The 23,353-nt window shown below is 61.3% G+C and carries 22 protein-coding genes and 1 pseudogene; 22 read left to right on the top strand and 1 reads right to left on the bottom strand.

Going from position 1 to position 23,353, the window contains the following annotated elements; translation table 11 throughout:
• The 3 genes and pseudogenes from VEZ38_RS15570 to VEZ38_RS15560 all read left to right on the top strand — a co-directional run.
• A pseudogene (locus VEZ38_RS15570) lies at positions 1-995 on the top strand (hypothetical protein); the annotation flags it as partial.
• Complete coding sequence (locus VEZ38_RS15565; RefSeq protein ID WP_324894992.1) at positions 992-1,288, top strand: EscU/YscU/HrcU family type III secretion system export apparatus switch protein; 297 nt, start codon at positions 992-994, stop codon at positions 1,286-1,288. The pseudogene VEZ38_RS15570 and the gene VEZ38_RS15565, both read left to right, overlap by 4 nt.
• Entirely contained in the window at positions 1,285-1,659 is a 375-nt protein-coding gene (locus tag VEZ38_RS15560; protein WP_324894990.1) for a YraN family protein, read from the top strand. Before VEZ38_RS15565 ends, VEZ38_RS15560 begins: the two co-directional genes overlap by 4 nt.
• Here VEZ38_RS15560 and VEZ38_RS15555 read toward each other — a convergent pair.
• A complete protein-coding gene (locus VEZ38_RS15555) occupies positions 1,656-3,272 on the bottom strand; it encodes a YifB family Mg chelatase-like AAA ATPase (RefSeq protein ID WP_324894988.1) in 1,617 nt (538 codons plus the stop codon). The genes VEZ38_RS15560 and VEZ38_RS15555 overlap by 4 nt on opposite strands.
• Positions 3,273-3,554: 282 nt before the next feature.
• Between VEZ38_RS15555 and sucC the strand changes: the two genes are divergently transcribed.
• The 19 genes from sucC (at position 3,555) to VEZ38_RS15460 (ending at position 23,352) form a co-directional block, all read left to right on the top strand.
• Entirely contained in the window at positions 3,555-4,715 is a 1,161-nt protein-coding gene (gene sucC / locus VEZ38_RS15550) for an ADP-forming succinate--CoA ligase subunit beta (protein ID WP_324894986.1), read from the top strand.
• Positions 4,716-4,750: 35 nt separating this feature from the next.
• Positions 4,751-5,683, top strand: coding sequence for a succinate--CoA ligase subunit alpha (gene sucD, locus VEZ38_RS15545; RefSeq protein ID WP_324894984.1), 933 nt, complete (start codon positions 4,751-4,753; stop codon positions 5,681-5,683).
• Positions 5,684-5,813: 130 nt separating this feature from the next.
• Entirely contained in the window at positions 5,814-6,902 is a 1,089-nt protein-coding gene (dprA, locus tag VEZ38_RS15540; protein ID WP_324894982.1) for a DNA-processing protein DprA, read from the top strand.
• 21 nt (positions 6,903-6,923) lie between these two features.
• Positions 6,924-9,032, top strand: coding sequence for a type I DNA topoisomerase (topA, locus tag VEZ38_RS15535; protein ID WP_324894980.1), 2,109 nt, complete (start codon positions 6,924-6,926; stop codon positions 9,030-9,032).
• 22 nt (positions 9,033-9,054) lie between these two features.
• Positions 9,055-10,374 (top strand): FADH(2)-oxidizing methylenetetrahydrofolate--tRNA-(uracil(54)-C(5))-methyltransferase TrmFO, encoded by a 1,320-nt coding sequence (gene trmFO, locus VEZ38_RS15530; protein ID WP_324894978.1) that lies wholly within the window; start codon positions 9,055-9,057, stop codon positions 10,372-10,374.
• Positions 10,375-10,455: 81 nt separating this feature from the next.
• The gene (xerC, locus tag VEZ38_RS15525; RefSeq protein ID WP_324894976.1) at positions 10,456-11,364 is read left to right on the top strand and encodes a tyrosine recombinase XerC; all 909 of its coding nucleotides are present in this window, start codon (positions 10,456-10,458) and stop codon (positions 11,362-11,364) included.
• Between the two features lie 29 nt (positions 11,365-11,393).
• Positions 11,394-11,945: an ATP-dependent protease subunit HslV gene (gene hslV, locus VEZ38_RS15520; RefSeq protein WP_324894974.1), complete on the top strand. Its 552-nt coding sequence runs from the start codon at positions 11,394-11,396 to the stop codon at positions 11,943-11,945.
• A gap of 9 nt (positions 11,946-11,954) precedes the next feature.
• Positions 11,955-13,358, top strand: coding sequence for an ATP-dependent protease ATPase subunit HslU (gene hslU / locus VEZ38_RS15515; protein ID WP_324894973.1), 1,404 nt, complete (start codon positions 11,955-11,957; stop codon positions 13,356-13,358).
• A 25-nt stretch (positions 13,359-13,383) separates the two neighbouring features.
• Complete coding sequence (codY, locus tag VEZ38_RS15510) at positions 13,384-14,181, top strand: GTP-sensing pleiotropic transcriptional regulator CodY (protein ID WP_324894971.1); 798 nt, start codon at positions 13,384-13,386, stop codon at positions 14,179-14,181.
• A 264-nt stretch (positions 14,182-14,445) separates the two neighbouring features.
• Positions 14,446-14,820 (top strand): flagellar basal body rod protein FlgB, encoded by a 375-nt coding sequence (gene flgB, locus VEZ38_RS15505; protein WP_414694728.1) that lies wholly within the window; start codon positions 14,446-14,448, stop codon positions 14,818-14,820.
• Positions 14,820-15,269: a flagellar basal body rod protein FlgC gene (flgC, locus tag VEZ38_RS15500; protein ID WP_324894967.1), complete on the top strand. Its 450-nt coding sequence runs from the start codon at positions 14,820-14,822 to the stop codon at positions 15,267-15,269. The genes flgB and flgC overlap by 1 nt, the downstream gene beginning before the upstream one ends.
• Positions 15,270-15,320: 51 nt before the next feature.
• Entirely contained in the window at positions 15,321-15,638 is a 318-nt protein-coding gene (gene fliE / locus VEZ38_RS15495) for a flagellar hook-basal body complex protein FliE (RefSeq protein ID WP_324894965.1), read from the top strand.
• Between the two features lie 40 nt (positions 15,639-15,678).
• Complete coding sequence (gene fliF, locus VEZ38_RS15490) at positions 15,679-17,265, top strand: flagellar basal-body MS-ring/collar protein FliF (RefSeq protein ID WP_324894962.1); 1,587 nt, start codon at positions 15,679-15,681, stop codon at positions 17,263-17,265.
• A gap of 13 nt (positions 17,266-17,278) precedes the next feature.
• Positions 17,279-18,301 carry a flagellar motor switch protein FliG gene (gene fliG, locus VEZ38_RS15485; protein WP_324894960.1) on the top strand — a complete coding sequence of 341 codons (1,023 nt, stop codon included), beginning with the start codon at positions 17,279-17,281 and terminating at the stop codon, positions 18,299-18,301.
• Position 18,302: 1 nt separating this feature from the next.
• Positions 18,303-19,133, top strand: coding sequence for a flagellar assembly protein FliH (gene fliH, locus VEZ38_RS15480; RefSeq protein WP_324895000.1), 831 nt, complete (start codon positions 18,303-18,305; stop codon positions 19,131-19,133).
• A 2-nt stretch (positions 19,134-19,135) separates the two neighbouring features.
• On the top strand, positions 19,136-20,461 hold the full coding sequence (fliI, locus tag VEZ38_RS15475) for a flagellar protein export ATPase FliI (RefSeq protein WP_414694727.1): 1,326 nt from the start codon (positions 19,136-19,138) through the stop codon (positions 20,459-20,461).
• 8 nt (positions 20,462-20,469) lie between these two features.
• Positions 20,470-20,910 carry a flagellar export protein FliJ gene (fliJ, locus tag VEZ38_RS15470; protein WP_324894958.1) on the top strand — a complete coding sequence of 147 codons (441 nt, stop codon included), beginning with the start codon at positions 20,470-20,472 and terminating at the stop codon, positions 20,908-20,910.
• A 44-nt stretch (positions 20,911-20,954) separates the two neighbouring features.
• Positions 20,955-21,860 (top strand): magnesium transporter MgtE N-terminal domain-containing protein, encoded by a 906-nt coding sequence (locus tag VEZ38_RS15465; RefSeq protein ID WP_324894996.1) that lies wholly within the window; start codon positions 20,955-20,957, stop codon positions 21,858-21,860.
• A 40-nt stretch (positions 21,861-21,900) separates the two neighbouring features.
• A complete protein-coding gene (locus VEZ38_RS15460) occupies positions 21,901-23,352 on the top strand; it encodes a flagellar hook-length control protein FliK (protein WP_324894956.1) in 1,452 nt (483 codons plus the stop codon).
• Position 23,353: the final 1 nt, after the last annotated feature.

Genomic DNA, 23,353 nt, shown 5'->3' with positions numbered 1-23,353 from the left:
AGCGGCCGCCGAACGCCGGCGCCGCGCAGCCGCTCGCGACGGCCTCGACGGCACCGCCGTCATCTTTGGCGCCTTCAGCGCCGTCTACCGTCTCGTCCGCAGCTCCGTCCGCCGCCTCATCCGCCGCCCCGACCGCGCCGTCGTCCGGCGGCGAGGCGCCGGCCCGCCCGGCCGAGCGGCCGCCGCTGCTGACGTTCTTAAAGCTGCTGGGCGTCGACGTGGAGCGCGAATGGCTGAAGCTCTCCCAAGCGCCGCCGCCAGCGACTGCTCCTTCCGAAGCCGCTTCCGAGCACGCGGGCCGGCCGGGACCGGAGCGCGCCCTGCTCCGCCCGGCGGCGGAGGCGCTGCCTGCGGCGCAGACGCTGCCGCCGCCGAGCGCCGCGGTCGAACCGCAGCCGGGAGCTTCGGCCGAGAAGGCCGTCGACACGATGAAGTCGGTGCTTTCCCTCATCGCGGCCGCGGACGATATGCCGCCGGCGCTGAAGGAAGCCGCGCAGACGGCGCTGCAATCGTTGACGGGCCAGCAGCTGCTGATGGCGCAGGATAAAACCGCCCCGTTCGCGCACGTAACGATGTTCGTGCCACTGAAAGGACAAGACGGCAGTGGCGACGGCAATGCGGCGGTCCACATCCATACGCGGCGGGGGAAGAAGGGGGAGCTCGACGCGGAAAACTGCCGTCTATGGTTCCAGCTTTCGCTCGCCGCGCTCGGAGAAACCTGGGTCGACGTCACGGTCGCGAGCAAAGTCGTCGGCCTGCACGTCTGGAACGATCACCCCGCGGCGGGGGACTTGCTGCTGCGGCATAAGGAAGGCATGGAAGCGGCGCTGCGGAGCATCGGCTATCAACTGCTGACCTTCAAGCATTCGGAGCGTCCGGCGTCCCGGACGGAAACGGAGGCGGGCGCCGGGCCGTCGGCGCCTCCCGGGCGAGATCGCGCCGCCGCGTCCGCTTACGCCCCGCCCGCGTACAAAGGAGTCGATCTTCGCGTATGAAGCATCCGCCGAAGCAAGCGGTCGCGCTGTCTTATTCGAAGGAAGCGTCCGCCGCCCCGGTCGTCAAGGCCAAAGGCAAAGGCGAGGTCGCGGAGCGCATCGTGGCGATCGCCGCGGAGAACGGCGTGCCGGTGCGCGAGGACGCGTCGCTCGTCGAAGTGCTGTCGAAATTGGATTTAGAACAGGAAATTCCGCCCGAGCTGTACCAACTCGTCGCGGAAGTGCTCAGCTTCGTCTACCGGACCGACCAGGCGGCGAAGGAGCGCGCCGACAAGCGGGACGAACGCCGATGAACGGAGATCGACGCAAAGCGATAGGCGCGGCGGGGGAGGCGGCCGCGGCCGCCTATCTCGCCGGGCAAGGGTACAAGGTGGTCGCGGCGAACTGGCGCTGCCGCTTCGGCGAGCTCGATCTCGTCGCGGCGAAAGACGGGACGCTCGCGTTCGTCGAGGTACGCACGCGTTCGTCGCGGTCGCTCGGCCGCTTCGGCGCGCCGCTCGAGTCCGTGACGCCGGGCAAGCAGGCGAAGCTGCGGCGGTTGGCCGAAGCGTATTTGCAGCGCGAGAAGCCGCGGCCCGACCGAATCCGCTTCGACTGCGTCGGCGTCGTGCTCGGCGAGAACGGCGCGCCGCTGTCCGTCGACCATCTCGAGGACGCGTTCTAACGCGCCGCGCTCGACTCGTCCAGCTTATCCCCGTCGCGGATGCGCAGCCTCCGCGCGTCGAACGACCGGTACAGCAGCGCTTCGCTCATATGGGCGCCCTCGATCCGCTCCGCGCCTTCCGCGTCCGCGATCGTGCGCGCGACGCGCAGCACCCGGTCGTGCGCACGCGCGCTGAAGGCGAGCGAGCCGTACGCTTGCACAAGGTTTTTGGACGCTTCGGCGCTTAATCGGCAGTACCGGTGCAGCATCGCGCCCGTCAGCTCCGCGTTCGAGCGAATGCCGGTCCCGTCGTACCGCCTGCGCTGCGCGTTGACCGCCCGTTCCACGAGCCCCCGCAGGGAAGCGGTATCGACCGGCGCGTCGACCGCCGCCGCGCCGTCCCCCTCCGTCCACTCCGCGTGCGGCCCGCGCGCCGCCGCATCCTCGAGCCGCATCCTCGGCACGTCCATCGCCATATCGATCCGATCCATGAGCGGCCCCGACAATCTCGATAAATACATCAGCTTCTTCGTCCGCGAGCACGTGCAGACGTGCCGCGCGTCCTCGTATCCGTCGTACCCGCACGGGCACGGATTCATCGTGGCGGCGAGCGAGAAGCGGGCGGGGTACGCGAAAGCGCCGCGCGCCCGGACGATCGTCACCGTCCCGTCCTCGAGCGGCTGCCGCAGCGACTCGAGCACGGCGCGCGAAAACTCCGGCAGCTCGTCGAGAAACAGCACGCCGCAGTGGGCGAGGCTCACCTCGCCGGGCCGCGGCGTCGCGCCGCCGCCGATCAACCCTTGCGCGGACATCGTATGGTGCGGCGAACGGAACGGCCGGCGCCGCACGAGCGAGCCCCGGTCGACGAGGAGGCCGGAGGCGCTGTACAGCTTCGTCACCTCGAGCGCTTCGTCGTCGTCCAGCGGCGGCAAAATCGAAGCGTACCGGCGCAGCAGCATCGTCTTTCCCGAGCCGGGCGGACCGATCAAGACGATATTATGGCGGCCTGCGGCGGCGATCGCGAGCGCCCGCTTCGCGGCCGCCTGCCCGACGACGTCGGCGAAGTCGCTGTCGTCCTCCGCCGTCACCGCCTCGGAGCCGCCGACGGGCGGTGCATCGGGCCGCCGCCCTTCCGCCGCGGCGAGCACGTCCGCGAGCGTACGCACGGGGACGACGTCGAGCCCGCCGACGAGCGCCGCCTCCGCGGCGTTGTCGCGCGGCACGACGATGCGGGCGAGCCCGGCCGCCTTGGCCGCGAGCGCCATCGACAAGACGCCGGGGACCGGCCGCACTTCGCCGACGAGGCTCAGCTCGCCGACGAACAAGGTGCCGTCCGCGATCGCCCCCGGCCATTGTCCGCTCGCTAGCAAAACGCCGACCGCGATCGCGAGGTCGAACGAAGCCCCTTCCTTGCGCACGTCCGCGGGCGCCAAATTCACCGTAATCCGGCGCATGGGGAATTCGTAGGCGCCGTTCCTCAGCGCGGCGCGCACCCGCTCGGTCGATTCCCGCACCGCGCTGTCGGGGAGCCCGACGATCGAAAACGCCGGCAGGCCGCCCGACACGTCGATTTCGACGCGGACGAGCGTGCCGTCGATGCCGTGCATGCAGGCGCCGTAACATTTTCCGTACATACCAAAAAACACCCCTTCTTCGACAACATTCTTCGAAGGAGAGGTGCTTCCTCATCGCTTATCGCTTCCCCCTTATTGTATCACGCGCGAACGTATTTGGAAAACTTATTGGGGGGACAAGCAAATTTAATGTCGAAATCGCGCCGTCGGAATAGGAAAAAGTTTCACGTTCATGGTACAATGGGAAAGTTGGTGTCCAACGCTCATACGCAAGGATCAGGCTTGTCCTACGTTCTTATGCCATGATGCTTGTACACAGAGAATCGAATAGGAGGTTTCGAGATGAACATTCACGAGTATCAAGCGAAAGCTGTGCTGAAGCAGTACGGCGTGAAAGTGCCGGAAGGCTACGTGGCGTTCACGCCCGACGAGGCGGTGGAAGCGGCGAAGAAGCTCGGCACGCCCGTTACGGTCGTGAAAGCGCAAATCCACGCCGGGGGCCGGGGCAAAGCCGGCGGCGTTAAAATTGCAAAAAGCCTGGACGACGTTCGCGCGTACGCATCCGAGCTGATCGGCAAGACGCTGGTGACACACCAGACGGGGCCGGAAGGCAAGGAAGTCAAGCGGATCCTCATCGAACAAGGCTGCGATATTAAGAAAGAATATTACATAGGGCTTGTCGTGGATCGCGCGACGGGCCGCGTCGTCATGATGGCGTCCGAAGAGGGCGGTACGGAAATCGAGGAAGTGGCCGAGCATTCGCCGGAGAAGATTTTCAAGGAAGTCATCGATCCGGCGATTGGGCTCGCGTCGTTCCAAGCGCGCAAGCTCGCGTACGCGATCAACATCCCGAACGAGCTCGTGAACAAAGCCGCGAAGTTCATGACGGCGCTCTATACGGCTTTCGTGGAAAAGGATTGCAGCATCGCGGAAATCAATCCGCTCGTCGTTACGGGCGACGGCGAAGTGATGGCGCTCGACGCGAAGCTGAACTTCGACTCGAACGCGCTGTTCCGCCATAAAGACATCGTCGAGCTTCGCGATTTGGACGAAGAAGACGAGAAGGAAATCGAAGCGTCGAAATTCGATCTGTCGTACATCGCGCTCGACGGCAATATCGGCTGCATGGTCAACGGCGCCGGCCTCGCGATGGCCACGATGGATATCATTAAATATTACGGCGGCGAACCGGCCAACTTCCTCGACGTCGGCGGCGGCGCGACGACCGAGAAGGTGACGGAAGCGTTCAAGATCATCTTGTCCGACGCGAAGGTGAAGGGCATCTTCGTCAACATCTTCGGCGGCATCATGAAGTGCGACGTCATCGCCAACGGCGTCGTGACGGCGGCGCGGCAGATCGGTCTGGACAAGCCGCTCGTCGTTCGACTCGAAGGCACGAACGTCGAGCTCGGCAAGAAAATCCTGAACGAATCGGGACTGAACATCACGGCGGCGGACTCGATGGCCGACGGCGCGCAGAAGATCGTCGCGCTCGTGAAGTAACGCCTCATTAAAATACAAGGATGTGAGGAAAACCAATGAGTATCTTAGTGAATAAAAATACCCGCGTCATCACGCAGGGCATTACCGGCGCGACCGGTTTGTTCCATACGAAAGGCGGCCTCGAGTACGGCACGCAGATGGTCGGCGGCGTCACGCCCGGCAAGGGCGGCACGACGGTCGACATCACGCTCGAGAACGGCACGGAAGTGAAACTGCCGGTATTCAATACGGTCGCGCAGGCGAAGGCCGCGCTGGATGCGAACGCCTCCGTCATCTACGTGCCGCCGGCGTTCGCGGCCGAGGCGATCATGGAAGCGGTCGACGCCGAGCTGGAGCTCGTCATCTGCATCACGGAAGGCATTCCGGTGCTCGACATGATCAAGGTCAGCAGATATATGGAAGGCAAGAAGACGCGTCTCATCGGGCCGAACTGCCCGGGCGTCATTACGCCGGGCGAGTGCAAGATCGGCATCATGCCGGGCTACATCCACCTGCCGGGCCACGTCGGCGTCGTCTCCCGTTCCGGCACGCTGACGTACGAAGCGGTGCATCAGCTAACGTCCCGCGGCATCGGCCAGTCGTCCGCGGTCGGCATCGGCGGCGACCCGGTCAAGGGCTCCGAATTCATCGATATTCTGAAGCTGTTCAATGAAGACCCGGATACGTACGCGGTCATCATGATCGGCGAGATCGGCGGCACGGCGGAGGAAGAAGCGGCCGAGTGGATCGCGGCGAACATGACGAAGCCGGTCGTCGGCTTCATCGGCGGCAAGACCGCGCCTCCGGGACGCCGGATGGGCCACGCGGGCGCGATCGTGTCCGGCGGCAAGGGCACGGCGGCCGAGAAGGTCGCGACGATGGAGCGCTGCGGCATGAAAGTCGCCCCGACGCCGTCCGAGATGGGCTCGACGCTCGTCTCCGTGCTTGAGGAGAAAGGTCTCCTCGAGAAGTGCATCGTCAAGAAATAAGCAGTATAATAGAAGCAATACGTTCCGAGTAGGTAAGCAACCTCTCGCAGTCGGCCATCGGCCGAAGGCGGGAGGTTTTTTTGCGTCGTACTTTTTTTTATGGATCCGAGGGAGGGGGCCGTAAGGGGACATGGAGGAACGTCATATTTTATTCGGCTTGCAGGAAATCGACGGCATCGGTTGGGAGACGGTGGAGGCCGTCGCGGGGGCGGTGCCGGACCTGCGGACGCTGCTGGAGCGGCCGGCGACGGAGCTGCTCGCCGGGACGAAGGTATCGAGGACGAAGGCGGAAAAAATTCAGAGAGTTTTGACGAATGAATTTATTCTGAGTAAACTTAGATTCTATGAGAACGCAGGCGTCGAGCCGATTACGTATTTCGACGCCCGCTATCCGCCGCTGCTGCGGCACGGCATCGAGAAACCGCCTTGGGTGTTGTACTGCCGGGGCGACGTTACGCTGCTGCAGCGCAACTGCGCCGCCGTCGTCGGCACGCGCCATCCGACCGCCTACGGCCGCGAGGTCGCCGAGTGGTTCGGGGCGGAGCTCGCCGAAGCGGGCGTCCCCGTCGTCAGCGGACTCGCGCGCGGCATCGACGGCTACGCGCACGCGGGGGCGCTGCGAACGACGGGCGCGACGATCGCCGTGCTCGGCAACGGACTCAACCTCTGCTACCCGCCCGAGCATGAGGCGCTGCAGCGCGCGATCGGGAAACGGGGGCTCGTGCTTAGCGAATACAGCTGGAACGCGAAGCCTTCCAAGTTGACCTTCCCTTGGCGCAATCGGCTGATCGCGGGCATCGCCCGCGGAACGGTCGTCGTCGAGGCGGCCCGTCGAAGCGGGTCGCTGCATACGGCGAAGTGCGCGACGAACGCGAGCCGGGATATATTCGCGGTGCCGGGGCCGATCACGTCGCCGAACAGCGAGGGGTGCTTCGGCCTGCTGCGCGAAGGGGCGATCATGGCGACGTCGCCGCGCGACGTGTTGGCCGAATTCGGCCTCGCGGCGCCGGCGGAGGCGCAGGGAGGGACGGATGCGAACGTGACGCCGGACGAGGCGGAGTTGCTGGCCGCGCTCGGGGGCGAAGCCGCGTCGATCGACGAGCTGATCGAGCGGACGCATCGAAGTTTTGGACATTTGCACACGGTTTTGTTATCGTTACTCGTAAAGAATCGCATCCGTGCGCTGCCCGGATCGCGTTATATCGCCAGAATGAAATGACGGAAATGGGGTGCAGGGGAGATGGCAGCCGATACGCTCGTCATCGTGGAGTCTCCGGCCAAAGCGAAGACGATAGGGAAATATCTCGGAAGTAAATATATCGTGAAAGCGTCGATGGGCCATGTCCGCGATTTGCCGAAAAGCCAGATCGGGGTAGAAATCGAGGAAGGCTTCTCGCCGAAATACATTACGATTCGAGGCAAGGGCGACGTACTGAAAGAGCTGAAGGACGCCCGCAAGAAGGTCAAGCGCGTCTTTCTCGCGGCCGACCCGGATCGTGAGGGCGAAGCGATCGCGTGGCACCTGGCGCATTACCTCGAGCTCGACGAGACCGAGTCCTGCCGCGTCGTGTTCAACGAAATCACGAAGCAGGCCGTGAAGGAAGCGTTCAAGCATCCGCGGAAAATCAATATGGACCTCGTGAACGCGCAGCAAGCCCGCCGCATTCTCGACCGTCTCGTGGGTTATAAAATCAGTCCGCTGCTTTGGAAAAAGGTGAAGAAGGGACTGTCCGCGGGCCGCGTCCAGTCCGTCGCGGTGAAACTGATCTCGGATCGGGAGAAGGAAATCAAAGCGTTCGAGCCGGAAGAATATTGGTCGATTACGGCGTCGATGACGACGAGCGCCGGGTCGTTCGAGGCGAAGTTTTACGGCGAAGCCGGCGAGAAGAAGGAATTGCCGAACGAAGCCGAGGTGAACCGCATTCTTGCGGCCATCGGCGCGAAGCCGTTCGTCGTCTCCGAAATCAAGGAGCGCGAACGTCAGCGCCATCCGTCGCCGCCGTTCATTACGAGCTCGCTGCAGCAGGAGGCCGCGCGCAAGCTGAACTTCCGCGCCGCCAAGACGATGCAAATCGCGCAGCAGCTGTACGAGGGCGTCGACCTCGGCAAGGAAGGCACCGTCGGTCTCATCACGTACATGCGTACCGACTCGCCGCGCATCTCGCCGCTCGCGCAGGAAGAGGCGCGCGAGTATATCGTGAACGCCTTCGGCCCGGCGTTCGCGCCGGAGACGCCTCGGAATTATACGAAGAAAAACTCGAACGCGCAGGACGCCCACGAAGGCATCCGGCCGACGTCCGTCGCCTACACGCCGGATACGGTGAAGCCGTACTTGTCCCGGGATCAATTCCGACTTTATAAATTGGTTTGGGAGCGCTTCGTCGCCAGCCAGATGACGTCCGCCGTGCTCGATACGGTAACGGCCGACTTGGAAGCGGGAGGCGTTACGTTCCGCGCGGTAGGCTCGAAGGTAAAGTTTCCCGGCTTCATGAAGGTGTACGTCGAAGGGAACGACGACGGGGTAACGGACGACGATAAGCTGCTGCCCCCGCTCGAGAAGGGGCAAAGCTTGAAGGCGGAGGCGATCGAGCCGAAACAGCACTTTACGCAGCCGCCGCCGCGCTACACGGAGTCCCGGCTCGTGCGCGCGCTCGAGGAGCTTGGCATCGGCCGCCCGAGCACGTACGCGCCGATTCTCGACACGATTCAAAAGCGCGGCTACGCCGCGATGGAGGATAAAAAATTTTTCCCGACGGAGCTCGGCGAATTGGTCATCGCGATGATGGAGGAGTTTTTCCCGGAAGTGCTCGACGTCGAATTTACGGCGCACATGGAGGAGGACCTCGACTTCGTCGAAGAAGGCAAGGCAGACTGGGAGAAGGTGCTCATGGAATTTTACCGCCCCTTCAAGAAGCGCCTCGAGGTCGCCGAAGAAGAAATGAAGGAAGTCGAGCTGCAGGACGAAGTCGCTGACGAGCAATGCGATAAATGCGGCCGTCACATGGTTTACAAGATGGGGCGCTTCGGCAAGTTTCTAGCTTGCTCGGGCTTCCCGGATTGCCGCAACGCCAAGCCGATCGTCAAGGACGTCGGAGTCACGTGCCCGAAGTGCAAGAAGGGCCGCATCGTGGAGCGGCGGAGCAAGCGCGGACGCGTCTTCTACGGCTGCGACGTCTACCCCGAGTGCGACTTCGTCTCGTGGGATCAGCCGGTCGCCGATCCGTGCCCCGAGTGCGCGTCGCTCCTCGTGAGGAAGCGCACGCGCAATGGCGCCACGATTCAATGTACGTCCTGCACGCACAAGCGCGAGGAGCAAGAGCAGGACGCAGAGCAGGAAGAAGAAGCATAATAACGAAGGGGCAATGCAACGAATGGAACCGCATGTGACCGTCATCGGCGCAGGCCTCGCCGGCAGCGAGGCGGCGTGGCAAATCGCGGAAAGCGGCGTACGCGTGACGCTCTACGAGATGCGGCCGGTTCGAAAGACCCCGGCGCATCATACGGATAAATTCGCCGAGCTCGTCTGCAGCAATAGTCTTCGAGCGAACGGCTTAACGAATGCGGTCGGCGTGCTGAAGGAAGAGATGCGCCTGCTGGGCTCGCTCATCCTCTCCGCCGCCGATCGCCACGCGGTGCCGGCCGGCGGCGCGCTCGCCGTCGACCGGGACGGCTTCTCCGGCGAGGTGACGTCCCGGCTCCGAACGCATCCGAACATCGAGGTGCGGACGGAAGAGATGCCTGGCATCCCGGACGGCATCGTCGTCGTCGCGACGGGGCCGCTGACGTCGCCGGAGCTGTCGGAGCACATCCGCGCGCTGACCGGGGAGGATTATTTCTACTTCTACGACGCGGCGGCCCCGATCGTCGAGAAAGATTCCATCGACATGGACAAGGTGTTCCTGGCTTCCCGGTACGACAAGGGCGAGGCGGCATACTTGAACTGCCCGATGAACGAGGACGAATGGAACGCGTTTTACGAAGCGCTCACGACCGCCGAAGCGGCGCCGCTGAAAGAGTTCGAGAAGGAAGTGTACTTCGAGGGCTGCATGCCGATCGAGGTCATGGCGAAGCGGGGCAAGCAGACGCTCTTATTCGGTCCGCTCAAGCCCGTCGGTCTTGTAGACCCGCGCACCGGCAAGCAGCCCTTCGCCGTCGTACAGCTGCGGCAGGACAATTCCGCAGGCACGTTGTTTAATCTCGTCGGGTTCCAGACGCACCTAAAGTGGGGCGAGCAGAAGCGAGTGTTTTCGCTCATTCCGGGCCTTGAGAACGCGGAGTTCGTACGCTACGGCGTGATGCATCGCAACACGTTCATCAATTCGCCGAAGCTGCTGCGGCCGACGTATCAATTCCGCGACCGCGACGATTTGTTCTTCGCCGGGCAGATGACGGGGGTCGAGGGGTACGTGGAATCGGCCGCCTCGGGATTAATCGCCGGGCTGAACGCCGCGCGATACGCGCTCGGCGAAACGCCGCTCGTCTTTCCCGAGGATACGGCGCTCGGCAGTATGGCGCACTACATTACGACGGCGGATTTCCGCCATTTCCAGCCGATGAACGCGAATTTCGGGTTGTTTCCGCCGCTCGAGGAGCGGATTCGGAGCAAGAAGGACAAAAACGAAAGAATCGCCGCTAGAGCGATCGAACGTATTCAGAATTTTTCGACAATAGTGCGTCCTCCTGTCTTGTAATGCCGCTCGGCGCTGTGATACGATGAAAGAAGCGCGTTCGCTCGCGACATTGTTTACCAACCCCGGGAGGACGAGAAGCGAATGGATTCGGATCATTGGGTGGAGCGTTTCCTGCTGGCGCAAGAGATGGAACGCAACGCGTCGCCGTACACGATCCGCAACTATGCGTCCGACTTGGCACAGTTTTTGGAATTTATGCGGGATACCGCCGTTACCGATTTGTCCGCCGTCACTTACGTGACGGTTCGCTCGTTTCTGGCGAGTCTGCACGAAAAGCAACTGGCGAAGCGATCCGTCGCGCGTAAACTTTCCGCGCTGCGATCGTTTTTTCGCTTTCTGATGAAAGAAGGGCGACTGGCCGCGAGTCCGCTGCAGTCGATCCGCAGCCCGAAGCTCGATAAACCGCTGCCCTCGTTTCTGTATCCCGATCAGACGATTCGCCTGCTCGAGGCGCCGGACGGGGAGACGCCGCTCGGCGCCAGGGACCGTGCGATGTTCGAGCTGCTGTATGCCAGCGGGCTGCGCGTCGGAGAGCTCGTCGGGCTCGACGTCGACGCGGTTCGGCTCGAGCTGGGCATGGCGCTCGTGCACGGGAAGGGCGGCAAGGAGCGATGGGTGCCGGTCGGCGAACATGCTGCGGACGCGTTGCGAATATATCTGGAACGAGGGCGTTCCGCGCTGCTCGCGAAGGCGCCGATCGACGGTCGGTCGACTCCGGCGTTGTTCTTGAATCGGGACGGGACGAGACTCAGCGATCGGAGCGTCCGGCGCATCCTCGACAAATACGTCGACCGCTTGGCGGACGTGAACGGGATCAGCCCGCATACGCTGCGCCATACGTTCGCTACGCATCTGCTCGAGGCCGGCGCCGATTTGCGCTCGGTGCAGGAGCTTCTCGGGCATGCCCACTTGTCGACGACGCAAGTATACACGCACGTTACGAAGGATCATCTTCAATCGATTTATAATCGTGCTCACCCCAGAGCATAATCGGAACGAAACAGGGAGGTAGACCGCCCATGGAATCGACGTTTCACGCCACCACGATTTTCGCGGTTCGGCATAAGGGCAAGGGAGCGATCGCCGGCGACGGACAGGTGACGTTCGGCAACGCAATGGTCATGAAGCACGGCGCCAAGAAGGTGCGGAGGCTGTACCGCGGCAAGGTCGCGGCCGGCTTCGCCGGTTCGGTGGCCGATGCGATCACGTTATTCGAGAAATTCGAGGGCAAGCTAGAGGAGCATAGCGGCAATTTGCAGCGCGCCGCGGTCGAGCTCGCCAAGGAGTGGCGCTCGGACCGCGTACTGCGCCGCCTCGAGGCGATGATGATCGTTATGGACCCTCACAGCTTGTTGCTCATCTCCGGCAACGGGGAAATTATCGAACCCGACGACGGCGTGCTGGCCATCGGCTCCGGAGGCAGCTATGCGTTGTCCGCCGGGCGGGCGCTGAAGCGGTATGCCGGCGAGCATATGGAGGCGAAGGACATCGCGCTGGCGGCGATGAAGATGGCTGCCGAAATTTGCGTATACACGAACGATAATATCATCGTCGAAGAGATGGAGGGATAACGCGTACCTATGTCTACATCGTACGAAGCATACACCCCGAGACAGATCGTCGCGGAGCTCGATAAATATATCGTCGGCCAAAAGCAGGCGAAGCGCTCGATGGCCGTCGCGCTTCGCAACCGGTACCGCCGCAGCCTCCTCGAGGAAAGCATTCGCGACGAGGTCGTGCCGAAGAACCTGCTGATGATCGGACCGACGGGCGTCGGCAAGACGGAAATCGCGCGTCGGCTGGCAAAGCTGGTAGGCGCGCCGTTCGTGAAGGTCGAGGCGACGAAGTTTACCGAAATCGGCTACGTCGGGCGCGACGTCGAATCGATGGTCCGCGACCTCGTCGAAACGGCGATCCGCATGGTGAAGGCGGAACGCACCGAGAAGGTGAAGGATCGCGCGGAAGCGCTGGCGAACGAGCGGATCGTTCAAATCCTCGTTCCGTCGCCGCAGCGCGACAAGACGCCGAAAAATCCGCTCGAGATGATTTTCGGGGCGTCGCAGCAGCAGCAGCAGCCCGTTCAGGAGCAGGATCCGACGCTTGCCGACCGGCGGGACATCGCAAGACGAAATTTGGCGAACGGCCACCTCGAGAACGAAATGATCGAAATCGAGGTGGAAGAGCACGCGCCCAGCATGCTCGACATGCTGTCCGGACCGGGCGGCAACGAGCAGATGGGGATGAACATGCAGGAGATGTTCGGCAACTTTCTGCCGAAACGGACCAAGAAGCGGAAGCTGACCGTCAAAGAAGCCCGCAAAGTGCTGATCCAGGAAGAAGCACAGAAGCTCATCGATATGGACGACGTGACGCAGGAATCCATCCGAAGGGCGGAGCAGTCCGGCATCATCTTCATCGACGAGATCGATAAGATCGCCAGCCCCGCCAGAGGGAACGGCCCGGACGTCTCCCGCGAGGGCGTGCAGCGCGATATTCTCCCGATCGTGGAAGGCTCGACGGTCGTGACGAAGTACGGTCCGGTGAAGACGGACTACGTGTTGTTCATCGCGGCCGGCGCCTTCCACGTCGCGAAGCCGTCCGATTTGATTCCGGAGCTGCAAGGGCGATTCCCGATCCGGGTCGAGCTCAGCTCGCTGACGCAAAGCGATTTCGAGCTCATCTTAAAGGAGCCGAAGAACGCGCTCACGAAGCAATATGCGGCGCTCCTCCAAACGGAAGGCATCCAGGTCGATTTTTCGCCGGAGGCGATTTCCGAAATCGCGCGCATCGCGGCGGACGTCAACCAAAATACGGAAAATATCGGCGCGAGGAGGCTCCACACCATTTTGGAGAAGCTGCTCGAGGATCTTAGCTTCGAGGCGCCCGACATAACGCTTGAATCCATCGTCATCACGCCGGAATACGTCCGCGAGAAGCTGGGCGAGGTCGCGAAAAACCGCGATTTAAGTCAGTATATCCTATAATCTCGAGAGGCTTGTGTGTATTCTCATGACATTGTTATCCAAAACGAGGCGGTTGAACAAACTGCTGCAGAAAGCGGCCGGGACCTCCGTGAATTTCATGGAAATGGGCGAGGTGCTTCGGGACATTATCGACGCGAACGTCTTCGTCGTGAGCCGCAAAGGAAAGATTCTCGGCTGCGGCTTGGCGAGACGCCCGCAAAACGCGGAGCTGGCCAAATATGTCCTTGAAGAGCTGCGGTTTCCGCCGGAAGCGAATCAATGGTTCGCAAGCATCGACGAGACGACAGGCAGCGAAGACGTCGGGAGCCCGTACCGCAATCTCGTGGAGCAAGTGCATACGCTCCTTGAGGATCGGTACGTCACCGTGGTGCCGATCCTCGGGGCGGGGGACCGCATCGGCACGCTGCTGATTACCCGGGCGGAGTCGCCTTTCGGCGATGACGATTTGGTGCTTGCCGAGTACGGTTCGACGATCGTCGGCATGGAAATTTTACGGGAGCGGGCGGAGGAAAGCGAGCAGGAAGCTCGTACGAAAACCGCGGTACAGGTCGCGGTCGGGTCCCTCAGCTTTAGCGAGCTTGAAGCGGTGGAGCACATTTTCGAAGAACTGAACGGAAAAGAAGGCCTGCTTGTGGCGAGCAAGGTGGCGGACCGCGTCGGCATTACGCGTTCGGTGATCGTGAACGCGCTGCGCAAGCTCGAAAGCGCGGGCGTCATCGAGACGCGGTCGCTCGGCATGAAAGGGACGTATATTAAAATTTTGAACGACCAATTGGTCGAGCAAATTCTAAAACCTGGAATTTCCCGCGAGTCCTCGCTCTAAAAAAACGCGAACAGCTAGGTCAAAACCCCTATTTCCCTCAGTGGAAATGGGGGTTTTTTGCGACTTTTAAAGGAATTCCAACAAAATCCTACATTCGGAGCAGAAAATTCGATAAAAATTGTCGAATGAAGAAGGAAAAAATTCAAGCGTTGTGGAATAAGATTATCTGACCTAAGTGAAGTCTGTACTTTTTTAGGGACGGAGTCTTAACGAATAGGAAGGGGGACCCTTGTGCTTAACGTGAACGGAAGCCATTTCCGCTTAATGGAGCGGTCGTTGGACGCGGCAAGCCTTCGCCAGGCCGTCATCGCCAACAATATTGCGAACGTCGATACGCCGCGCTTCAAGCGGTCGGAGGTACAGTTCGAGACGCTGCTGCAGCATTCTCTCCACGGGGCGCCGGGCAAGGTCGTCGGGCGTCGAACGGACCCCCGCCATCTATATATCGGCAGGACCGGCAAAGAAGTTGAGCCGCAAGTTACCATCGACAAAAATTCCGTTATGAACAACAACCTCAACAACGTGGACATCGACTCGGAGATGTCGGCCATGGCGAAAAATCAGCTGCGGTACAATACGTTGGTGCAGCAAGTATCGCATGAAATCAAACTCGCGAAGACGGCGATGGAGGTTAGATAATGCGGCTAACGAACGGTTTCGACATTAGTTCTTCGGCGTTGACGGCCCAGCGGCTGCGCATGGACGTCATCGCATCCAATATCGCCAACGCCGAAACGACAAGGGGAAAATTTGTGGATGGCAAATGGGTGCCCTATTCCCGTAAACTTGTCGTAATGGAACCGAAGGGGCAGGCTTCGTTCGCCGACGTCTTGGACGGCAAGATGCGAGACAATACGGGCCAGGGCGTAAAGGTTACGCGGATCTACGAAGATCCGGCTCCTTATAAACAAGTTTATAATCCGACGCACCCGGACGCGGACGAGAACGGCTTCGTCCTCATGCCGAACGTAGACGTGCTGAAAGAAATGGTGGATATGATTTCCGCCACGAGATCTTACGAAGCGAATGTGACGGCGCTGAACGCTTCGAAGTCGTTCATTACGAAAGCGCTGGAAATCGGAAGGTAATGCGTCATAACATGGAAACCTACTAAAAGAGTCTAGAGAGGGAGAGAGATCATGGAAGTTTCGGGCGTAAAACCACTGTCCGTATCCGGATTGACGAACGGAAGCGGGACGTCCGGTGTCGCGAAGACCGGCGACGCGACGAAAGTCGCGGAGTCGTTCGGCGACATTTTGGAGAACGCATTGCAAGCGGTGGACAACCAGGAGAAGCAAGTGCGGGTGTTGAACGAACAGTTCGTCACCGGACAAATATCGGACGTGCATACGTTGATGATCGCCTCGGAGAAAGCGCAGCTAGGTCTTCAGCTTACCGTTCAAGTGCGCAACAAAGTGATAGAAGCCTATCAAGAAATCATGAGAACGCAGCTGTAACGGTACCGCTACGACTGAGCCCTGTTAATGAGGTGACAAAGTGAACGAATCGCTCGTCCGGTACCGGGAGGCCATTCAACGGTTCTGGGGTCAATATAGTAACAAACAGCGCTTTCTGTTTATCGGCGCATTCGTGTTGAGCGTCGCGACGATCGCGCTGCTCGTCTTTCAATTTTCCAAAACGGAGTATTCCGTCGCCTTCACGGATTTGAATCCGACGGACGCCGCGAATGTGAAAGGCTATCTCGAATCTTCCGGCATCCCCTACAAACTGAGTCTTGACGGGCGCACGATCGGCGTCCCTAGCACCATGGTATCGTCCGTCAAGATCGACGTGGCTTCCCAAGGGCTAGTGACGAACGGTGCGATCGGTTACGAAATTTTTAGGGAAAACATGAACAGCTGGAGCATGACGGATTCGCAGTTCGACGTGCTCAATGCGGACGCGAGAGCCGGCGAAATTCAGCGCTTGATCAATCAAATCAGCGGCGTCAGCAGCTCGGAAGTGCTCATCAATTCGCCGAAGCAAAGCGTCTTTCTCAATCCGAACGGCGAAGGACAGCAGTCCACCGCCTCCGTCGTCGTCAATTTCGCCCCCGGCTTTCCGCCGGACCAAGCGAAGATCGACACTATTTACAATCTCGTCGCCAAGAGCGTTCCGAATCTTACGCACGACAATATTACGATTTCCGACCAGAACGGGGAGCTGCTTCCTTCGTCGAGGTTGGGCGCCGGCCTGGGGGCGGCCGCCGGCGTGCTCGAGCAGCAGATGCGGTTCAAGAAAAACTTCGAAATCGATCTGCAGCGCAACATTATGAGCTTCTTGGCGCCGTTGCTCGGCCAGGAAGACGTCATCGTCAGCGTGTTCTCCACGCTGAACTTCGACCAAAAGAAAAGCCAGCAAAACTTGGTAACGCCGGTTAACGAAGAAACCGGGACGGGCATCGTCATTTCGCGGAACGCCGCGGAAGAATCGGTCAACAGCACCGGCGGCGAAACTGGCGGAACGACGGGCACCGGGGAAACGGACGTGCCGGGGTATCCGGGCACGACCACGCAAGGCAATCTTGAATCCGAGAAAAGCGACATCACCGAAAATTTCGAAATCAATCGCATTACGAACGAAATTATTTCTAGTCCTTATATTGTGCAAGATCTCAGCATTTCCGTCGGCATCAACGCCGACAACGATCCGGAGACGGTCGCGCAGGTCGAGGCGCTGCTCAAGAGCATCGTAGGCACGTCGCTCGCCAACAGCGGGCAGACGCTTACCGACGAGCAGCTGACGTCTAAGGTATCGGTCATCTCCCGCTCGTTCAGCGGTACGACGACGACGGCCGAGGCGAGCGACAACCAAACGCTGCTGTATGCCGTCGCGGGGGCTGCGGCCATGGCGCTTCTCGCAGGCGGCGGGTTCCTTGCTTACCGCCGGCGCAAGGCGAAGGTCGAAGCCGCACTGCAAGCAGAGCTCGAAGCGGCGGCCGAGGCGGAGCGCCAGCCGGAGGTCGTGCTGGACATCGAGCAGGTCGGCAACGACAGTCAAATCCGCAAGCAGCTCGAGCAGCTCGCGAAGCGCAAACCGGAAGAATTTACGAATCTCCTTCGTACTTGGCTAGCGGATGAATAGAGGTGAGACTTAAATGGCGAAGGGTCAGATGCAGCAAGCGATGCTGACGGGAAGACAAAAGGCGGCGATCCTGTTGATCACGCTGGGTCCCGAGGTATCGGCACAAGTGTTCAAGCATCTACGGGACGAAGAAATCGAGCAGCTGACGCTCGAAATCGCCAACGTTCGCAAGGTGGACCCGTCCGAAAAAGACGCCATCATGGCGGAGTTTCACCAAATCGCGGTCGCGCAAGAGTTCCTGACGCAAGGCGGCATCAACTACGCGAAGGAGATTTTGGAGAAGGCGCTCGGCACGGGAAAAGCGATGGATATAATCAATCGCTTGACGGCGACGCTTCAGGTTCGGCCGTTCGACTTCGCCCGAAAGGCGGACGCCGGCCAAATTCTGAACTTTATCCAAAACGAAAACGCGCAAACGATCGCGCTCGTGCTGTCGTATTTGCATGCCGAACAAGCGGCGATCATCCTGTCCTCCTTGCCGCAAGAGAAGCAAGCGGATGTCGCGAAGCGAATCGCGCTGATGGACAGCACGTCGCCGGAGGTCATCTCGCAAGTGGAGCGCGTCCTCGAGCAGAAGCTTTCCGCGACCGTCACGCAAGATTACACGAGCGCAGGCGGCATCGAGGCGATCGTTCAAATCTTGAACGGCGTCGATCGAGGGACCGAACGCACGATTCTCGATTCGCTCGAAATTCAAGATCCGGAACTGGCCGAAGAAATCAAGAAGCGGATGTTCGTCTTCGAGGATATCGTCAATCTCGACAATCGTTCCATTCAGCGCATTATCCGCGATATCGAGAACGCCGATCTCCAGCTCGCCCTCAAGGTCGCAAGCGAGGAAGTGCGCGAAGCGATCTTCCGCAATATGTCGAAGCGTATGGCCGACTCCTTCAAAGAGGAAATGGAATTTATGGGTCCCGTGCGGCTTCGGGACGTCGAAGAAGCGCAAACGCGCATCGTAGCTACGGTGCGCCGCCTCGAGGAAGCCGGAGAGATTATCATTGCCCGCGGCGGAGGAGACGATATCATTGTCTAACGTGATTAAGTCGAATCGGTACGTGTCTTTAGAAGAAATTCGAAAGCTCGAGGCGTTCGTCCTGCGCCGGCCGCAGCCGCAGCCGGAGGGAATGGAGGACGCCGGAGAGCCGGCGAACGCTCCGTCGGAAAGCGTTCGGCAATCGGAGCGGCTCGCGGAGCAGGTGCTCGAAGATGCGAAGCTCGCCGCGGAGGAATTGCTCCAGAGCGCTTCGAGCGAGGCGGCCCGGATCATGGAAGAAGCGTCGGGTCAAATCGAGAAGTGGTGGGACGAGCGCCGCGTCGAAGACCTTCGCGTCGTTGAGGAAAGCCGAACGTCCGGCTTCGAGGCAGGCTATCGCGAAGGCCGCCAGCAAGCCGAGAAGGAAGCGGCGGAGCAATACGAGGGATTGCTGCAGCAGGCGCGGCATCTGGTGGAAGAGGCGCACCGCGTGAAGGAACGCGTCGTCTTGGAAGCCGAACCGTTCCTCGTCGAGCTGGCGACGGCCGTCGCCAAGAAGATCGTCGGCGAGCACCTTGCCGTCGATCCGGAGTGGACGAAAAGCCAGGTGAAACGCACGCTCGAGCGAAGGCGGGACAAAGGGCTGATCACCTTATGCGTAGCGCCCTCCCAATTTCAAAAGATGCAGGACGCAAGAGCGGAGCTGACGCTTTCCGTCGATTCCGAAGCGGAGCTGGTCATCGTGCCGGACGCGACGGTCGACGAAGGCGGCTGCGTCGTTCGGACGAGCTTCGGCAGCATCGACGCTCGCATCGATACGCAGCTTTCCGAATTGAAGGCGGCGCTGATGGAAGTGGCTGCCCAAACCGATGAAGGAGCGGGTGTTCCGTGAGCTTGCCGTTGAGAAAGCCGGATGTCGCGAAATATATCGACAGCTTGCGGCCGATCGATCCGGTCCGCATTAACGGCAAGGTGATGCAGGTCATCGGCTTAACCGTTGAATCTGAAGGGCCGGACGTCAAGCTCGGGGACGTTTGTCTCATTCATCCGGGCAAAGGCGCGCCGCCGGTGAAAGCGGAGGTTGTCGGATTCCGCAACAATAAAGTTATCCTGATGCCGCTCGGCGATTTGCACGCCATCGGTCCCGGCTGCGATGTCGTCGGCACGGGCAAGCCGCTCACGGTGAAGGCGGGCCATGAGCTGCTCGGCAAAGTGCTTGACGGTCTAGGGATGCCGCTCGACGGCTCGTCGCTGCCGTTGCGGATGCCGGAAGTATCCGCGAACAACGTGCCGATCAGCCCGTTGAAGCGTCCCCGGGTGCTGGAGCCGCTGTCGGTCGGAGTTCGGTCCATCGACGGGCTGCTGACGATCGGCAAGGGCCAGCGCGTCGGCATCTTCGCGGGCTCCGGCGTCGGGAAATCGACGCTGCTCGGCATGATCGCGCGCAATACGTCGGCGGACGTGAACGTGATCGGCCTTATCGGCGAGCGCGGCCGCGAGGTGCTCGATTTTATCGAACGCGATCTGGGGCCCGAAGGGCTGGCGCGGTCTGTCGTCGTCGTCGCGACGTCCGACCAGCCTGCGCTCATCCGGATGAAGGGCGCGCTCATTACGACGGCGATCGCGGAATATTTCCGGGACCGCGGGTTGAACGTCATGATGATGATGGATTCCGTTACGCGATACGCGATGGCGCTTCGAGAGGTCGGCCTCGCCGTCGGCGAGCCGCCGGCGACGAGGGGATATACGCCTTCCGTGTTCGCCAGCCTGCCGAAGCTGCTCGAACGCGCGGGGACCGGTCCGAAGGGTTCGATTACGGCGTTCTACACGGTGCTGGTCGACGGCGACGATATGAACGAGCCGATCGCGGACGCGGTGCGGGGCATCTTGGACGGCCATATCGTACTCGACCGCAAGCTCGCGAACCGCGGACACTTCCCCGCGATCGACGTGCTCGCCAGCGTCTCCCGCGTTATGAGCGAAATTGCGCCGAAGGCGCAAATCGCTTCGGCCAACCGGCTGAAGGAGCTGCTCTCCGTATACCGGGACGCGGAGGATCTAATTAATATCGGCGCCTATAAGGCTGGTTCGAACCCGGACATCGACACGGCGATCGAATCGATTAAGGAAATTTGGAGTTTTACGAGGCAAGGGACTGATGAGAAGTCTACGTTGAACGAGGCGCAAGAGCGCTTGATCCGACAATTCGCCGGAGGATGATCCGATTCATGAAATTCGTGTACCCGTTCCAGAAAGTATTGGACGTTAAGACGAACGAAAAGAAGGAAGCGGAATCGCAGCTGTCTCTTGCGATCGGCGAGCTGAACGAAGCCGAGCGGACGATGTCCGACTTGATGCTCGAGAAGCACCGCTTGCAGCAGCGCATGTCGGAAGAGGCGATGAAGGGCCGGACGATGGCCGAGATGGTCGCCGGGCAGCAGTACATCGACCATCTCGACGAGCGGATCGGCGCGGCCAAGCGTCGGCTCGAGGCGGCCGAGCGCCGCGCGAACGAGCTGCGGGAACGGCTGGTCGACCGGACGATGGACGAGAAAGTGTGGTTGAAGGCGAAGGATAAAGCCCAAGTCGCCCACCGAGCCGTCGTCGAACGGCGGGAGCAATACGAGCTTGACGAGATGGCTACGATGCGCAGCCGGCTTGCGCGCTAACGCGAACGATAGGGTCGGAGGAAGGAGGGAGACGCGTGGCGGACATGGAAGAGGAACGATCTTATAATTTTCTCGAGCGACTGCTCTTTTATACGCTTCCGGTTTTGTTTGCGCTGCTCCTGACCGGCGTCCTGCTGACGGTGTTCGGTTACGACGTCGTGAACGAGATGCTGCGCATCGGCAATAAGGTGCCCGGCGTCGCCTCGGTGCTTCCGGAGCCGAAGCCGACGCCGGAGGAACTTCGCGCATCGATGGACTCGTCCGCCGGAGGAGGCTCGGCCGCCGAGGCGTCCGAGGACGCGGAAGCCGCGGCGCAGGCCGAGGCGATTCAAGCCGCGCTCAGCGCGAAGGAAGCCGAGCTGGCAGCGTTGACGGCGGCGGCCGCGGCGAAGGACCAACGCATCGCGGAGCTGGAGGCCGAGCTCGAGACGAAGCAGGCGGCCGAGGAGCAGCAGGCGGCGTCCGAAGCCGAGTACGCGGCGAACATTAAGCGGCTCGCGTCCGTCTACGCAGGCATGAAAGCGAGCAAAGCCGCCCCGGTTCTTGAGAGCTTAACGCTCAGCGAACGCGTGCTGGTATTGAAAGAGATGAAACCGGAACAGCAAATCGACATCCTGGAGAAAATGAACCCCGCGATCGCGGCGGAAACCTCGATCCTGATGAAGGACGTCGTGGCGTCTAGAGACTTGCAAATCGCCGCGTTGCAGGAACGACTCGCCTTGGGCGAAACGTCGACCGACGGCGCGGCCGCGCTGACGACCGACGAGCTGAGCCGGACGTTCGCGCAAATGACGCCGGATCGTGCGGCCGAAGTGCTGCTCGAGATGGAGCAGGCGAAGGTCGTCGAAATTTTGCGCGGCATGGAAGAAGCGTCGCGCGCGACGATCCTGAACTCGCTGACGGAGCTCGACCGCGAACGGACGGCCCAAATCACGGCACGGTTAGGCTGAGGATGGCGGAGCAACGTCGGGAAAGGAGGTGAATACACATATGATGAATGGAATGACAACGGTTATGGCGGCGATGTCGGGACCGACGGCAACAGGTTCGTTCCCGCTCGGAACGATTGACGGCGGGGGGAAGAATTCGGAAGGTTCCGCGTTCGCGGCGTTAATCGCCGGTTTGCTCGGCGGGAACGCGTTGCCGGAAGCGGCACAGGGCGTATCGCTGCTCGGCTTGCTCGGCGTGCTGACGACGGATGCGCCTGCAACGGAGAACGCGACGGCCGCGCCCGAAGAAGGCGAAGCTTTGTCGCTCGAAACAGCGCTTGAGCAGCTGGCCGCGTGGATTGGTTCGCTGTCCGCGGAGCAGCAGCAGAAGCTTGCGCAGCATCCGCAGGTATCGGAATGGATGGCGCTCGCGGAAGCGGAGCTGACGATGGCGGGCGAGTCGATCGAAGCCGCGAATGTCCCGGTTCTAGATAACCAAGCGACGGAAGCGCCGGCGAAGCCGATCGACGAACTGCTTCGGCGGTTGGCATCGGCTCTCGAGGCAGACGCGGAACAGCAGCCTTATCTCGCGGCAGTCGCGAAGCAAGCGACGACCGCGGTGGCCCAAGCGGTTCTCGCGTTGGAGCATAGCGAAGGGTTCTTGACCGCGGTAACGGCGGGCGCGTCCCAGGGGAAAGCCGCGAAGGAAGGCGAAGCGGCGCCGGGGGCGAAAGCCGTCGCGGCGGAAATCGAACGGCTGCTGGCGAAGACGGGCGGCTCGGTCGAGACGAACGCACAGCCGAAGGCGGAAGGCGGCAGCACGAACGTCCGCGTGTCGCATCTGTCGGCGATGGAAGCGAAAGCGGCGCTGCTCCCGGTCGTCGTCGTGAAAGCCGCTGCGGTATCGACAGGGGCGGAAACGTCGGGCACGAGCGCGGAGAAGGCTTCCGGCGAGACGCAAACCTCGATGGCGAATGTCTCGGATACGCAGAAATCGGCGCCGGAATCGGCCAAGGCGGAAGCCGCGCCTCGGATCCCGCTGTCGCAAGCGGCGGAGCGTCTCCAAGATTGGATGATGAAGCAAACGGCGAACGGGGGAAGTCTCAAGGCGGAGACGGTGCTGAAGCTGATGCCCGAGCATCTGGGTCAGGTCGAAGTGAAGCTGTCCATGCAGAACGGGCAGTTGGCCGCTACGATCACGACGGAGTCGGCGATGGCGAAAGACGTGCTGGAGTCGAACTTGTCGATGCTGCGTTCGAGCTTGCAAAACCAGGGCGTAACGGTCGAACGTTTGGTCGTCGCGCAGCAGCAGCCTAGCGGATTCCAGTCCGGGATGTTCCAGGACGGCCGCCAACAGCGGCAGTCGACGGGACGCGACGGCTCTCGAGACGGTCAATCTCGTAAGGAGCAAGGCGCCGAGGATTGGGCGGAAACGCTCGTGATCGGCAGGGACCTGGAAGCGGCGTTTATGGAAGGACTACGGAACGGAAGTTCCTTCCGGGCGCAAGCGTAAG

Origin of the sequence: Paenibacillus sp. (assembly GCF_035645235.1) — a bacterium.
GTDB lineage: Bacteria > Bacillota > Bacilli > Paenibacillales > YIM-B00363 > Paenibacillus_AE.
The sequence above is the reverse complement of the archived record's forward strand: the minus strand, read 5'-3'. Positions and strand labels throughout refer to the sequence as shown.

Excerpts from the sequence above, each read along its gene's own strand:
- VEZ38_RS15565 (WP_324894992.1), top strand. The coding sequence starts at position 992 with ATGAAGCATCCGCCGAAGCAAGCGGTCGCGCTGTCTTATTCGAAGGAA.
- VEZ38_RS15560 (WP_324894990.1), top strand. The coding sequence starts at position 1,285 with ATGAACGGAGATCGACGCAAAGCGATAGGCGCGGCGGGGGAGGCGGCC.
- VEZ38_RS15555 (WP_324894988.1), bottom strand. The coding sequence starts at position 3,272 with ATGTACGGAAAATGTTACGGCGCCTGCATGCACGGCATCGACGGCACG.
- sucC (WP_324894986.1), top strand. The coding sequence starts at position 3,555 with ATGAACATTCACGAGTATCAAGCGAAAGCTGTGCTGAAGCAGTACGGC.
- sucD (WP_324894984.1), top strand. The coding sequence starts at position 4,751 with ATGAGTATCTTAGTGAATAAAAATACCCGCGTCATCACGCAGGGCATT.
- dprA (WP_324894982.1), top strand. The coding sequence starts at position 5,814 with ATGGAGGAACGTCATATTTTATTCGGCTTGCAGGAAATCGACGGCATC.
- topA (WP_324894980.1), top strand. The coding sequence starts at position 6,924 with ATGGCAGCCGATACGCTCGTCATCGTGGAGTCTCCGGCCAAAGCGAAG.
- trmFO (WP_324894978.1), top strand. The coding sequence starts at position 9,055 with ATGGAACCGCATGTGACCGTCATCGGCGCAGGCCTCGCCGGCAGCGAG.
- xerC (WP_324894976.1), top strand. The coding sequence starts at position 10,456 with ATGGATTCGGATCATTGGGTGGAGCGTTTCCTGCTGGCGCAAGAGATG.
- hslV (WP_324894974.1), top strand. The coding sequence starts at position 11,394 with ATGGAATCGACGTTTCACGCCACCACGATTTTCGCGGTTCGGCATAAG.
- hslU (WP_324894973.1), top strand. The coding sequence starts at position 11,955 with ATGTCTACATCGTACGAAGCATACACCCCGAGACAGATCGTCGCGGAG.
- codY (WP_324894971.1), top strand. The coding sequence starts at position 13,384 with ATGACATTGTTATCCAAAACGAGGCGGTTGAACAAACTGCTGCAGAAA.
- flgB (WP_414694728.1), top strand. The coding sequence starts at position 14,446 with ATGGAGCGGTCGTTGGACGCGGCAAGCCTTCGCCAGGCCGTCATCGCC.
- flgC (WP_324894967.1), top strand. The coding sequence starts at position 14,820 with ATGCGGCTAACGAACGGTTTCGACATTAGTTCTTCGGCGTTGACGGCC.
- fliE (WP_324894965.1), top strand. The coding sequence starts at position 15,321 with ATGGAAGTTTCGGGCGTAAAACCACTGTCCGTATCCGGATTGACGAAC.
- fliG (WP_324894960.1), top strand. The coding sequence starts at position 17,279 with ATGGCGAAGGGTCAGATGCAGCAAGCGATGCTGACGGGAAGACAAAAG.
- fliJ (WP_324894958.1), top strand. The coding sequence starts at position 20,470 with ATGAAATTCGTGTACCCGTTCCAGAAAGTATTGGACGTTAAGACGAAC.
- VEZ38_RS15465 (WP_324894996.1), top strand. The coding sequence starts at position 20,955 with ATGGAAGAGGAACGATCTTATAATTTTCTCGAGCGACTGCTCTTTTAT.
- VEZ38_RS15460 (WP_324894956.1), top strand. The coding sequence starts at position 21,901 with ATGATGAATGGAATGACAACGGTTATGGCGGCGATGTCGGGACCGACG.